This is a genomic window from Micromonospora sp. (genome assembly GCF_048594385.1).
In the GTDB taxonomy this organism is placed as follows: Bacteria; Actinomycetota; Actinomycetes; order Mycobacteriales; family Micromonosporaceae; genus Micromonospora; species Micromonospora wenchangensis.
The window spans coordinates 1-12,395 of record NZ_JBMDWU010000378.1 but is presented as its reverse complement, the minus strand read 5'-3'; the positions used below and the strand labels follow the sequence as shown (position 1 = coordinate 12,395).

The 12,395-nt window shown below is 72.5% G+C and carries 13 protein-coding genes; 3 read left to right on the top strand and 10 right to left on the bottom strand.

Features of this window, described 5'->3' with window-relative positions:
* Positions 1-206 precede the first annotated feature (206 nt).
* From ACOJTC_RS20290 to hrcA, 3 genes are all read right to left on the bottom strand, one after another.
* Positions 207-941, bottom strand: coding sequence for a 16S rRNA (uracil(1498)-N(3))-methyltransferase (locus ACOJTC_RS20290; protein WP_204926295.1), 735 nt, complete (start codon positions 939-941; stop codon positions 207-209).
* A gap of 147 nt (positions 942-1,088) precedes the next feature.
* Positions 1,089-2,234, bottom strand: coding sequence for a molecular chaperone DnaJ (gene dnaJ, locus ACOJTC_RS20285; RefSeq protein WP_204926475.1), 1,146 nt, complete (start codon positions 2,232-2,234; stop codon positions 1,089-1,091).
* Positions 2,235-2,308: 74 nt separating this feature from the next.
* Positions 2,309-3,331: a heat-inducible transcriptional repressor HrcA gene (hrcA, locus tag ACOJTC_RS20280; protein WP_204926294.1), complete on the bottom strand. Its 1,023-nt coding sequence runs from the start codon at positions 3,329-3,331 to the stop codon at positions 2,309-2,311.
* Positions 3,332-3,544: 213 nt separating this feature from the next.
* On the opposite strand from hrcA, the gene ACOJTC_RS20275 reads away from it, so the two are divergent.
* Positions 3,545-4,147: a DUF4870 domain-containing protein gene (locus ACOJTC_RS20275; RefSeq protein WP_420118055.1), complete on the top strand. Its 603-nt coding sequence runs from the start codon at positions 3,545-3,547 to the stop codon at positions 4,145-4,147.
* A gap of 91 nt (positions 4,148-4,238) precedes the next feature.
* Here ACOJTC_RS20275 and hemW read toward each other — a convergent pair whose 3' ends face one another.
* Complete coding sequence (gene hemW, locus ACOJTC_RS20270) at positions 4,239-5,462, bottom strand: radical SAM family heme chaperone HemW (protein ID WP_420118056.1); 1,224 nt, start codon at positions 5,460-5,462, stop codon at positions 4,239-4,241.
* 19 nt (positions 5,463-5,481) lie between these two features.
* Here hemW and ACOJTC_RS20265 point away from each other — a divergent pair, with 19 nt between their 5' ends.
* Both ACOJTC_RS20265 and ACOJTC_RS20260 read left to right on the top strand, forming a co-directional pair.
* A complete protein-coding gene (locus ACOJTC_RS20265) occupies positions 5,482-6,264 on the top strand; it encodes an enoyl-CoA hydratase-related protein (RefSeq protein ID WP_377686434.1) in 783 nt (260 codons plus the stop codon).
* Positions 6,265-6,360: 96 nt separating this feature from the next.
* Positions 6,361-7,224 (top strand): hypothetical protein, encoded by an 864-nt coding sequence (locus ACOJTC_RS20260; RefSeq protein ID WP_204926473.1) that lies wholly within the window; start codon positions 6,361-6,363, stop codon positions 7,222-7,224.
* A 21-nt stretch (positions 7,225-7,245) separates the two neighbouring features.
* Here the strand turns inward: ACOJTC_RS20260 and ACOJTC_RS20255 are convergent, their stop codons facing one another.
* The 6 genes from ACOJTC_RS20255 to ACOJTC_RS20230 all read right to left on the bottom strand — a co-directional run bounded on the left by ACOJTC_RS20255 (position 7,246) and on the right by ACOJTC_RS20230 (position 12,118).
* Entirely contained in the window at positions 7,246-7,887 is a 642-nt protein-coding gene (locus ACOJTC_RS20255) for an MOSC domain-containing protein (RefSeq protein WP_204926291.1), read from the bottom strand.
* A 42-nt stretch (positions 7,888-7,929) separates the two neighbouring features.
* Entirely contained in the window at positions 7,930-8,760 is an 831-nt protein-coding gene (locus tag ACOJTC_RS20250; protein WP_357932109.1) for a carbohydrate ABC transporter permease, read from the bottom strand.
* Positions 8,757-9,743: a carbohydrate ABC transporter permease gene (locus ACOJTC_RS20245; protein WP_357932106.1), complete on the bottom strand. Its 987-nt coding sequence runs from the start codon at positions 9,741-9,743 to the stop codon at positions 8,757-8,759. Before ACOJTC_RS20245 ends, ACOJTC_RS20250 begins: the two co-directional genes overlap by 4 nt.
* On the bottom strand, positions 9,740-11,029 hold the full coding sequence (locus ACOJTC_RS20240) for a sugar ABC transporter substrate-binding protein (protein WP_420118054.1): 1,290 nt from the start codon (positions 11,027-11,029) through the stop codon (positions 9,740-9,742). The genes ACOJTC_RS20245 and ACOJTC_RS20240 overlap by 4 nt, the downstream gene beginning before the upstream one ends.
* Before the next feature lie 300 nt (positions 11,030-11,329).
* The gene (locus tag ACOJTC_RS20235; RefSeq protein ID WP_204926287.1) at positions 11,330-11,617 is read right to left on the bottom strand and encodes a GlsB/YeaQ/YmgE family stress response membrane protein; all 288 of its coding nucleotides are present in this window, start codon (positions 11,615-11,617) and stop codon (positions 11,330-11,332) included.
* Between the two features lie 213 nt (positions 11,618-11,830).
* Positions 11,831-12,118, bottom strand: coding sequence for a GlsB/YeaQ/YmgE family stress response membrane protein (locus ACOJTC_RS20230; RefSeq protein WP_420118053.1), 288 nt, complete (start codon positions 12,116-12,118; stop codon positions 11,831-11,833).
* Positions 12,119-12,395 lie beyond the last annotated feature (277 nt).

The following is a 12,395-nucleotide window of genomic DNA, read 5'->3' as shown; positions in this document are numbered from 1 at the left end:
ACGCAAACCTCTTGATCACGAGGGGACACCGCCGGGAGACGGTGGTGCGAGGCGGCGTTGAGGGGCGGTGATCAAGAAGTTTGGGGCGGGGATCGAGCCGGAGGATGACGCAAACCTCTTGATCACCGGGGCAGGGCGGGGCAGGTGGGGCAGGGCGGGGCAGGTGGGGCAGGGCGGGGCAGGTGGGGCAGGGATGGGTGGGGTGGTTACCAGCGGGAGAGGCGGGTGGCGAGGACGGCCAGGGCGGCGGGGCCGGCGGTGGAGGTGCGTAGGACCGAGGGGCCCAGGCGGACCGCGCGGGCGCCCGCGTCGGTGAAGGTGGTCAGCTCGGTCGGGGCGACGCCGCCCTCGGGCCCGACGACCAGGACGATCTCGCCGGTGCTCGGCAGGTCGACAGTGGTGAGCCGGTCGTCGGCCTCCTCGTGCAGGACGAACGCCGTGCCCGCCCCGGCGATCCGGCGGGCCACCGCGGCGGTGGACTCGTCCGGGGTACCGGCCACCACCGGCAGCCACGCCCGGCGGGCCTGTTTGGCTGCCTCCCGGGCCGTCGCCACCCACTTGTCCCGGGCCCGTACGCCCCGGTCGCCGCGCCACTGCGCCACCGAGCGGGATGCCGCCCAGGGCACGATCTCGTCCACCCCGACCTCGGTCATCGCCTGTACGGCCAGCTCGCCCCGGTCGCCCTTGGCGATGCCCTGCACCACGACCAGCCGGGGGACGTCCGCGTCGACGTACCCCCGGGAGGTGACGGTGAGGTCGAGGGCACCCCGACCGACGGCGGTGACCACGGCGGTGGCGGTGCCGCCCCGCCCGTCGGCGAGCAGCAGTTCCTCGCCGACGCGCAGCCGTTGCACGGTGGCGGCGTGGTGCCCCTCGGGGCCGTCCAGGGTGAACTGGTCGGCAGGGGGCAGCGACTCGACCAGGAACAGTGGCGCGGACACGCCGATCAGGCTAACCGGCCGGGCCGGCCGGGAAGCCACCCGGGACGCCGGCCCGACCGGCACGCCCCGACCGGGACGAGCCGACCGGCACGAGACCGGCCGGATCAAGATCGAACGGGACAGGCCGACCGAGACAAGCCCGACCGGTCAGGCGTGGCCGTTGAAGGCGTCGCGCATCCGGGAGAAGAAGCCGCCCTGCTTGCTCAGCTCGGCGACCTCCTCGCCCCGGGTCTTGGCGAAGTCCCGCAGCATCTTCTCCTGGTCGGCGTCGAGCTTGGTGGGGGTACGCACGTCGAGGTGGACGTAGAGGTCGCCCCGGCCGGTGCCGCGCAGGTGCGGTACGCCCCGGGCGCGCAGCCGCAGCGTGCTGCCCGGCTGGGTGCCGGCCTTGACGTCGACGGTCTCGTCGCTGTCAAGCGTCTTGATGGTGAGCCGGGTGCCCAGCGCGGCGGCGGTCATCGGCACGGTGACCCGGCAGTGCAGGTCGTCGCCCTTGCGGGAGTAGACGTCGTGCGGCCGCTCGTGGATCTCGACGTAGAGGTCACCGGCGGTGCCGCCACCCGGGCCGACCTCGCCCTGCTGGGCGAGCCGGATGCGCATGCCGTCCTCGACGCCCGCCGGGATCTTGACGGTCAGCGAGCGGCGGGTCCGTACCCGCCCGTCGCCGGCGCAGGTCGGGCAGGGGTGCGGGATGGTGGTGCCGTAGCCCTGGCAGACGGTGCACGGCCGGGCCGAGACGACCTGGCCGAGGAAGGTGCGCTGCACCGACTGCACCTCGCCCCGGCCGCCGCACGCCTCGCAGGTCGCCAGGTGGGTGCCGGCCGCGGTGCCCGCCCCGGAGCAGGTGGTGCAGAGCACGGCGGTGTCGACCGTGATCGGGGCCTCGACGCCGAAGGCGGTCTCGTGCAGATCCAGTTCCAGCCGCAGGATCGCGTCGGCCCCGGGCCGGGTCCGCGGCCGTGGGCCACGGGCGCCACCGGCCGCGCCGCCGAAGAAGGCGTCCATGATGTCCTGGAAGCCGACGAACGGACCGGCCCCGCCGGGGCCACCCGGGCCGCCGGCGCCCCCGCCGCCCGGGGCGAGCGGGTCGCCACCCAGGTCGACGATCTGCCGCTTCCGGTCGTCCGAGAGGACCTCGTACGCGGCGTTGATGTCCTTGAACTTCTCCTGTGCCTCCGGGTCCGGATTGACGTCCGGGTGGAACTGCCGCGCCAGCTTGCGGTAGGCGCGCTTGATCTCGTCGTCGGAGGCTTCCCGGCTCACGCCGAGAATGCCGTAGTAGTCCCTGGCCACTGCGTTCCGTGTCCTCATGTTCGTCTCGCGTTTGCGCCGGTCGGCGGCCGGAGCCGGCCGCCGGCCCTGACTGGTCAGTTCTGGGCCAGCAGCTCGCCCACGTAGCGTGCCACGGCCCGCACCGTGGCGATGGTGCCGGGGTAGTCCATCCGGGTCGGGCCGAGCACGCCCAGCCCGCCGACGATGGTGCTGCCCGGGCCGTACCCGGTGCTGACCACCGAGGCGGCACGGAGATTGTCGACCTCGTTCTCGTCGCCGATCAGCACCCGGGTGGTGCTCGGCTCCGCCTCGCCGATCAGCTTGAGCAGCACGACCTCCTCTTCGAGCGCCTCCAGGATGGGTCGCAGCGAGCCCTGGAAGTCGAGCAGGCCACCCCGGGTGAGGTTGGCGGTACCGGCCAGCGCGAGCCGTTCCTCGGTGCGCTCCACCAGGGTTTCCAGCAGCACGGTGGACAGGGTGGTCATCGCGCCGCGCAGATGCGGCGCACTCTCGTCGACAAGCGCCTGCACCAGCGGCGGAGTGTCGGACAACCGACTCCCGACCAGTTTCTCGTTGACCAGCCGGCGCAGGTCGAGGACGTCGTCGGCGGGGACCGGCGCGGCCAGCTCGACCAGCCGCTGCTCGACCCGCCCGGTGTCGGCGATCATGACCAGCATCAGCCGGGTGGTGGAGATCGGCACCAGTTCCAGGTGGCGCACCGACGAGCGGGCCAGCGACGGGTACTGCACCACGGCGACCTGGCGGGTGAGCTGCGCCAGCAGGCGTACGGTGCGGTGCACCACGTCGTCGAGGTCGACCGCGCCGACCAGGAAGCGCTCGATGGCCCGGCGTTCGGCCGGGCTGAGCGGCTTGACCCGGGAGAGCCGGTCGACGAAGAGACGGTAGCCCCGGTCGGTGGGGACCCGGCCGGCGCTGGTGTGCGGCTGCCGGATGTAGCCTTCCTCCTCCAGCACCGCCATGTCGTTGCGGACGGTCGCCGGGGAGACCCCGAGCTGGTGCCGCTCGACGAGCGTCTTGCTGCCGACGGGCTCCTGCGTGGCGACGTAGTCCTCGACGATCGCCCGCAGCACGGCGAGTTTGCGGTCGTCGAGACCCATCTCCCACCTCCTGACGCACGTCGTTGCGGGCGCTGCCGCACCCGGGCGAGCACTCTGGCACTCGACTGTAGCGAGTGCCAGTCTACGTCGGCAGTACCGCCGCCGATATGATCAAGACGGACCAAGCCGGCGGGGACGTTGACGCACGGTCGAGGCCAACCTCACCAGTGTCGCTCTGGTGCACCCTTGCCGACAGCCCCTACCGTGGCGGGCATGACTGAACCACCTCGCCCTCCCGGCGCGGGCGACGGGTTCCCGCCGGACCCGACCGCGCCCCAGGGCTCGCCATACGAGCCGCCCACCGCACCACTGTCCGGCGCGCCGGGTGCGGGCGGGTACCCCCCGCCCGGCGGGTATCCGCCGCCCACCGGTGACCAGCCGCCCGCGGGCGGCTACCCCCCGCCGGGTGGCTACCCCCCGCCCGGTGGCGGATATCCGACCGGCGGCGCCTACGGTGCGCCGAGCGGCGGCTACGCCAACAGCGAGGACAAGACCTGGGCGCTGGTCGCGCACTTCGGCGGTGCCGCCGGCGCGCTGATCAGCTTCGGCCCGCTCGGCTTCGTCGCCCCGCTGATCGCCTACCTGGTACGCGGGCAGCAGTCGCCGGCCGTCCGGGCGCAGGCCCTGGCCGCGCTGAACTTCCAGATCCTCTGGTCGATCATCGCGTTCGTGCTGCTCTTCGTGAGCTGGTGCCTGCTCTTCCTGCCCAGCATCGCGGTCGTGGTGATCCAGATCCTGTTCGGGATCATCGCCGGCATGAAGGCCAACGAGGGTCAGGCGTACCGCTACCCGATGTCCACCAGCTTCATCAAGTGAGTCCCGACCGGCCGCTCCCCCGGCCGGTCGGGCACCACCGCCGGCCCCGGCGCGCCCCGGCAGGGTGCGCGGCGGGCCGGCGCGGCCACGCTCAGGGCAGCAGGTCGCGGACCACCGCGTCGGCCCGCCGCCGGCCCCGCAGGGTGAGCACCGCCCGTCCCTGCGGATAGGCCACCGGGTCCAGCAGCCCGTCGGCGAGCGCGCGGGAGGCGGCGGCGCGACCCGCGTCGTCCAGCTCGTCCAGCGGCAGCCCGGAGGCGAGCCGCAGCCGCAGCATCACGTCCTCCGTGTGCGTCTCGGCCGGGGTGAGGATCTCCCGGGCCAGGCCGGGTGAGTGCCCGGCGGCGAGCCGCTGCGCGTACGTCGTGGGGTGTTTGACGTTCCACCAGCGCACCCCGCCGACGTGGCTGTGCGCCCCCGGGCCGAGGCCCCACCAGTCGCCGCCGGTCCAGTAGAGCAGGTTGTGCCGGCACCGGGCCGCCCCGCCGCGCGCCCAGTTGGAGACCTCGTACCAGGAGAAACCGGCCGCGTCGAGGGCGGCCTCGGCGGCCAGGTAGCGGTCCGCCGCGACGTCGTCGGAGGGGTACGGCAGCTCGCCGCGCCGCATCCGTGCCGCCAGCCGGGTGCCGTCCTCCACGATCAGGGCGTACGCGCTGACGTGGTCGACCCCGGCGGCGACCACCTGCTCCAGCGAGGCGGCGAAGTCCTCCGGGCGCTCCCCCGGCGTGCCGTAGATCAGGTCGAGGTTGACGTGGTCGAACCCGGCGTCGCGGGCCTCCCGGGCGGCCTCGACGGCGCGTCCCGGGCGGTGGGTGCGGTCGAGGACGGCCAGCACCCCGGCGGCGGCGGACTGCATGCCCAGCGAGATCCGGGTGTAGCCGGCGGCGCGCAGGGTCTTCAGCGATCCGGGGGTCACCGACTCGGGGTTGGCCTCGGTGGTGACCTCGGCGTCGGCGGCCAGCCCCCAGGTGCGGTCGATGCCGTCGAGCAGCCGGGCCAGGTCGTCGGCGGGCAGCAGGGTGGGGGTGCCGCCGCCGACGAAGACCGTGTCGACCCGGGGCGGTGGGGCGTCGGCGAGCACCCGGGCGGCGAGCGCCAACTCGGTCAGCACGGTGTCGGCGTACGACTCCCGGCCGACGCCCCCGCCCAGCTCGGCGGCGGTGTAGGTGTTGAAGTCGCAGTATCCGCACCGGCTGGCGCAGAACGGCACGTGCAGGTAGACACCGAACCCGCGCGCGCCGACCCCGCGCAGGGCGGTGCCGGGCAGCGCGCCGTCGACGGGAACGGTCTCACCATCTGGAAGGACGCCGGGCATGGCCACTAGTGTGCCCGGCATGACCTCTCCCGACCGACTCGTGCGGGTCGCCACGGCCCGTGGGGTGACCACCCTCACCCTGGACAGCCCGCACAACCGCAACGCGCTGTCCACCCCGCTGATGACCGAGCTGCTGGCCGGGATCGCCGGGGCGGTCGCCGACGACGCGGTCCGGGTGGTCGTGCTGGACCACACCGGCCCGGTCTTCTGCTCCGGCGCGGACCTCAAGGAGACGGCGGCGGCGTACGCCAGCGGGTCGGTGCCGGCCGGGATGCTCGGTGACGTGCTGGTGGCGGTGCGCCAGTGCCCGAAGCCGGTGCTGGCGCGGGTGGCCGGGCCGGCGCGGGCCGGCGGGTTGGGCCTGATCGCGGCGGCCGACCTGGCGGTCTGCGCGCAGGAGGCGACGTTCGCCTTCACCGAGGTGCGGATCGGGGTGATCCCGGCGGTGATCTCGGCGACCGTGCTGCCCCGGCTGCACCCCCGGGCCGCCGCCGAGCTGTACCTGACCGGCGACACCTTCGACGGCCGGCGGGCCGCCGAGGTGGGGCTGGTGACCGCCGCCGTGCCGGCCGGCGAGCTGGACGCGGCGGTGGCCCGGTACTGCGCGTCGCTGGTGCGGGGCGCGCCGGGGGCGCTGGCCGGGACGAAGGAGCTGCTGCGCCGCCCGGCCGCCACCGACCTGCGGGCGGAGATCGCCGACCTGTCCGCCCGGTCCACCGGCTACTTCCTGTCCGCCGAGGGCCGCGAGGGCGTGGAGGCGTTCCGACAGAAGCGGGACGCGGCCTGGGTGCCCCGGGATTGACCTGGTTTCTTCCGATTCTGCACGGGAACGTGAACCGGTCGACCGACCCGGGGCCGACGGTTGGCGACGTACGCTTGGCGAACGTTGAAACGGGAGGTGCGGGTGCGGACACGGACATTCGTGGCAGCCGGGGTCGTGGTGGCGTTGTTCGCCATCGTCGGGGGCTGGGGAGTCCGTCAACTCGACGGGGAGTTCCGGCTTCCCGTCGCCGGCCGCAGTTGCACCGTGCAGGCCGACGGCACCGTCAAGCTCGACGCCGACCAGATGGCCAACGCGGCCACCATCGCCGCCATCGGCATGCAGCGGCAGATGCCCGAGCAGGCCGTGGTGGTCGCCCTGGCCACCGCGTACCAGGAGTCGGGGCTGCGTAACCTCGCCCACGGTGACCGCGACTCGCTCGGCCTGTTCCAGCAGCGCCCCAGCCAGGGTTGGGGCACCCCGGAGCAGATCCGCGACCAGCGGTACGCGGCGAACCGGTTCTACAAGGCGCTGAAGAAGGTACGCGGCTGGGAGCGGATGGAGGTCACCGACGCGGCCCAGGCGGTGCAGCGTTCGGCGTACCCGAAGGCGTACCAGAAGTGGGCCGACGAGTCCCAGGTGCTGGCGCGGGCCCTGCTCGGCGAGGCGACCGGCGCGGTGGCCTGCACGGTGGGGCGTACCCCGGTGATGCGCGGGCAGGCCGCGGTGGCCGAGCTGACCCGTGGCCTGACCCTCGACTGGGGGTTGCCCGACGCCGGTGCGGTGGCCGAGCTGACCGACGTGACGGTGCCCGCCTCGGATGCCCGGGACGGCTGGCGGTACGCGCACTGGCTGGTCTCGCACGCCCCCGACCACGGGGTGAAGCGGGTGCGCTTCGACGGGCTGGAGTGGAACGCCGACAACGGCCGGTGGGCGAAGGTCGCCGACGGCCGGGCGACCGGGCCCCGGGTGCTGGCCGAGGTCTTCGCCGACCCCGCCTGACCGGCCGGCGGGCCGGTGTGGTCAGTCGGCGACGTTCAACCGGCGGCGGACCTTCTCCCTGGTCGAGGCGGGCAGTTCGGGGACGTCGAGCAGCCGGGGCAGCAGCTCCGGCTCCAGGCTGGTGGCCCGGAACACCTCACCGATGGTGACGCCGTGCGCCGGCCGGTCCACCACCGCCACCGGGTCGCCCGCGCTCACCTCGCCGTCGCGCAGCACCCGCAGGTAGGCCCCGGGGGCGGCCCGGACGGTGAACCGCTTGATCAGGTCGGGCACCCCCCAGAAACCGGCGAAGGTCGTGCACGGGGTGCGCGGCTTGGTGACCTGGAGCAGCGCCGAGCCGACCGCCCAGCGTTCGCCGATCACCGCGCCGGTCACGTCCACCGCCCAGGTGGTCAGGTTCTCACCGAAGCCGCCGGGGCTGATGTCGCGGCCCAGTTCGGCCGACCACCAGCCGGCGTCCTCCTGCGCGTAGGCGTAGACCGCCTGCTCGGGGCCGCCGTGCTGGGGCCGTTCGCCGATGAAGTCGCCGGCCACCCCGTCGGCGCGCAGCAGCACCGGGCCGTCGACCGGCCGCTTGTCGATGCCGCTGCGCCCGCTCGCGTCACCCGCCCACCGCGCCTGCGTCACCACGCCGAGGTTCACCGCCGCCACCCTGCCCGTCATGGCCCCAGGGTACGGCCGGGCGCGGGTGGTCGGCGTCCCGGCTCAGCCCTTGACGGCGCCCGCCACCAGACCGGAGACCATCCGGCGCTGCACCAGCAGGAAGAAGACGATCACGGGGAGGGTGAACAGGGTGGAGGCGGCCATCACCGACCCCCAGGCGGTGTCGTCGCGGCCGAAGAAGAAGGTCATCGCCACCGGCAGGGTGTAGCGGCTCTGGTCGTTGACGAAGGTCAACGCGAAGATCAGCTCGTTCCAGGCGGTGATGAAGGAGAAGATGCTGGTGGCCACCAGGCCGGGCGCGACCAGCGGGAAGAGGACCTTGCGGAAGGTCTGGACGCGGCTGGCGCCGTCGATGGCGGCGGCCTCCTCCAGTTCCTTCGGCACGGCCGCCACGAAGCCGCGCAGCATCCACACCGCGAACGGCAGCGAGAAGCCCAGGTAGGTGAGGATCAGGCTGGGCAGGGTGTTGTAGAGGCCGAGCCGCTGGATCATCAGGAACAGCGGGATGACCAGCGCCTCCAGCGGGATCATCTGCACCACCAGCAGCATGATCAGGAAGGTGGTCCGCAGCCGGAACCGGAACCGGGCCACCGCCGTCGCGGCCAGCAGCGCCACCAGCCCGCTGAGCACGACCGTGCTGACGGCCACCAGCACGCTGTTGAGCAGGAAGTCGCCGAAGGTCACGCCCGGGATCAGGTTGCCGGTGAGGATCTCCCGGTAGTGCTCCAGGGTGGGGTGGGCCGGGACCGGCCGGGGGGTGGCCGAGAAGATCTCCCGGTTCGGTTTCAGCGAGGTGGCGATCATCCAGTAGACCGGGAAGGCGGCGAAGAGCGCCACCAGCAGGCCCGCGCCGTTGAGGGCGACCTTCTTCACGACGCGTCCTCCTGTCTGAGCACCATCCGGACGTACAGGCCGGTCACCACCAGCAGGATCAGCGTGAGGATGACCGCGATGGCCGAGCCCACGCCGTACTTGGGCGGCGGGGAGAACGCCTCGGCGTACGAGTAGATCGACAGCATGAACGTCGGCCGGTCCTGGGTGCCGCCGGCCAGCACGAACTGTTGGGTGAAGACCTTGAAGTCCCAGATGGTGGAGAGCACCACCAGGATGCCGAAGACCGGCCGCAGCAGCGGAAAGGTGATCTTCCAGAACACCGTCCACGGGCCGGCCCCGTCGACCCGGGCCGCCTCGTGCAGCTCGCTCGGCACGCTCTTGAGCCCGGCGAGCACGCTGACCGCGATGAACGGGAACGAGTGCCAGACCACCACCAGGGTCAGGATCGCGAAGAACAGCAGCGGCGAGTTGAACCAGCCGTAACCCGACCAGTCGGTACGGCCGAAGAGCGCCTGCGACAGCCCGTCCGGCAGGGCGTTGAACGCCCAGGTGACCAGGCCGGAGGTGTCATCGAAGATCCATTTCCAGACGATCGTGCCGGTCAGCGCCGGGGTGGCCCAGGCCAGCATCACGCAACTGGCCACGAAGGTGGCCATCTTCCGGCCGAGCCGGTGCAGCAGCAGCCCGACCAGGGTGCCCAGCACCATCGTCAGCAGCACGTTCGCCGCCGCGAAGAGCACGGTGTTGCGCAGCACCGTACGGAAGAACGGGTCGCCGAGGATCTGGGTGTAGTTGGCCAGCCCGACGAACGGCCACTCCCGGTCCCCGCGCAGCTGCCGGACGCTGTTGAGCCGGAAGAACGACATCGCCACCACCTGGCCCAGCGGCCACAGCAGCAGCACCCCGATCACGACCAGGCAGGGCAGCAGGAGCAGGTACGGCAGGCGGTCCACCCGGGGCCGCCGCCGCGTGGGGGTGTCCCGGGCGGCGGCCGTCGCAGGGTGCTCGGTCCGGGTGCTCACTTGGCGTTGAGGATGCTTTCCATCTCGGCGGCGGCGTCGGCGGTGGCCTGCTGCACCGACTTCTGGCCCTTGATGACCGAGCTGTTCATCGCCTGGGTGACCGTCTTCGTCCGGCTGACCTCCACCCACTTCGGGGTCAGTGGGGTCACCCGGGTGCGCTGCATGGTGCTGGCGAACGCCGCCATCAGCTTGTCGTCGGCGTAGTCGCCGCCCTGTACGAGGTCGGAGTAGACCGGGAAGAAGCCGAGGCTGCCGGCGAAGGTCTTCGCGTTCTTCTTGCTCAGCAGCACGGTCAGGTAGTCCCAGGCCAGGTCCTGCCGCTCGCTGTCCTGCCAGAGGGCGACGTCGGAGCCACCGGCGAAGGCGGGGGCCGGGCCGCCGTCCGGGCCGGGGATCGGAAAGGTCCCCCAGACCTTCTCGATGTCGGGGTTGTCCTTCTTGATCGCGCCGGCCTGCCAACTGCCGGCGAAGGCCATCGCCGCCTTGCCCGTGGCGAACTGGGTACGGGCGTCGATCTCGTTCCACCCGGCGGCGGCCGGCGGGGCGACCTTGTGCACGGTCACCAGGTCGGTCCAGAACTTCACCGCCCGCTGGGCCTGCGGGCTGGTGTAACCGGACTTCCAGGTGCCGCCCTGGTCGGTGGCGATCTCGCCGCCGGCACCCCAGAGGAAGGAGTAGAAGGGCAGTTCGGAGTTGCCCGGCAGGGCGATGCCGTAGCTGCCGGGCTTCTTGGCCTGCACCGCCTTGGCGACCGAGACCAGCTCGTCCCAGGTCCTCGGCGGCTGCACGCCGGCCTCGGCGAACCAGTCGGTGCGGTAGTAGATCGCGCGGACCCCGGCGTACCAGGGGACGCCGTACTGCTTGCCGTCGAGTTGCGCGTTGCGCACCAGGTCGGGCAGGACGTCCTTGCCGTCGGCCCAGCCGCCGAAGCGGCCGGAGATGTCGGCGAGCGCCTCCTGGGCTGCCCAGCCCTGGGTCTCGGTGTTGCCCAGCTCGGTGACGTCCGGGCCCTCGCCGCCGGCGAGCGCCGCCTGGAACTTCTTCGGCGCCTCCAGCCAGGGTATGTACTGGACCACCACGTCGGTGTCGGGGTGCCGCTGCCGGAACTCGGTCTCGACGCCGTCGAGGAACGCCGTCTGGGCGTCGCTCCCCTCGCCCATCATCCAGACCGTCAGCTTGCTGTCGTCGGCGGCTTCGTCGTCGCCGGAACCGCCGCAACCGGCGAGCACCATCGCGGCCGAGGCCACGACGGCGGTGACCGGGGCCAGCCGTTTCCACCTGTTCACGCCACTTCTCCCTCGCGCCGTCCGGCACTAACCTTCTCTGCCGCACCCTAGTAGGAAAATTTCCTTTACGACAGGGGGCGGGTGCCGCCCCGCACGGGCGGACCGTCGACGGTGCGGCGGCCGGCGGCGGGGCGTTCGGCGAGGCGACCGTATCGCAGGCGGGGGCCGCTCTGGCAGGCCCTGCGACGACCCGGCGGGATCGATGGTCACCACCCGGACGAGCGGAGGCCCGCCCCCGAACCGGGGGCGGGCATCCGCTGAGTTGGTCCGTGCCGGCCGGTCACCGACCGGCGGGCGGGGTCACCGGTGGCTGACGCCCCGACGACGACCCACACCGGCCACCAGGGCCACGGCGATGGCGGCGAGGACGACCTGCACCAGCAGCTCGGCCCAGTCGATGCCGGCGGTCTGGGTGGCGATGCCCATGGCGCGGGCCAGCACGGTGCCCAGCAGCGCGGCGCCCACACCGATCAGCATGTGCAGCCAGATCGGCATGTTCTGGCGGCCCGGCACGACCAGACGGCCCAGAGCGCCGACGATGAGACCAACAACGAGCGCGGTGATGATGCCCCAGACGGTGAACTCCACGGCCGTCCTCCTTCAGTAGATATGTCATTGGTGAGGTGTTTGTTGCTGTGGTGATCGATAGGTTCCCGAAGCGGATAATTTCCAAACCGACTCCGGTAACGATCTGGTCTAGACCGCCCGTCACCGGCGACGGCCCGCGCCGCCCGGCCCCCCACACGCCAGCGGGCGCCCGCCCCCGTGGGGTGGGGCGCCCGCTCAGCGGTGCCGCTTGACTTACCGGTGGGTGACGCTGCGGCGACGACCCACACCGGCCACCAGGGCCACGGCGATGGCGGCGAGGACGACCTGCACCAGCAGCTCGGTCCAGTCGATGCCGGCGGTTTCCGTCGCGATGCCCATGGCGCGGGCCAGCACGGTGCCCAGCAGCTCGGCGCCCACACCGATCAGCATGTGCAGCCAGATCGGCATGTTCTGGCGGCCCGGCACGACCAGACGGCCCGGAGCGCCGACGATGAGACCAACAACGAGCGCGGTGATGATGCCCCAGACGGTGAACTCCACGGTCGCCCTCCTCCTGAAGATTGAGTCACACGGAATGTGTGGTTCCTGTCGTGACAGCTAGATTCCCGAGCCGCCGGAAAACCAAACCGACTCACCACCACACATGTCGCCGCACGTCGATCCGACGCCGCTGCGTCGGTTTGCCGGCCGTCGATGTCCGCGCAGCTCAGGACACTCGCGCCAGCCCATCCGGCGGCGACGCCGGGGCGGAAAAATTCGTCCGTACGACACCGGGGGCGCGCACGCCGACGGCCGGCGGCCCGGTCGGAACACCGGG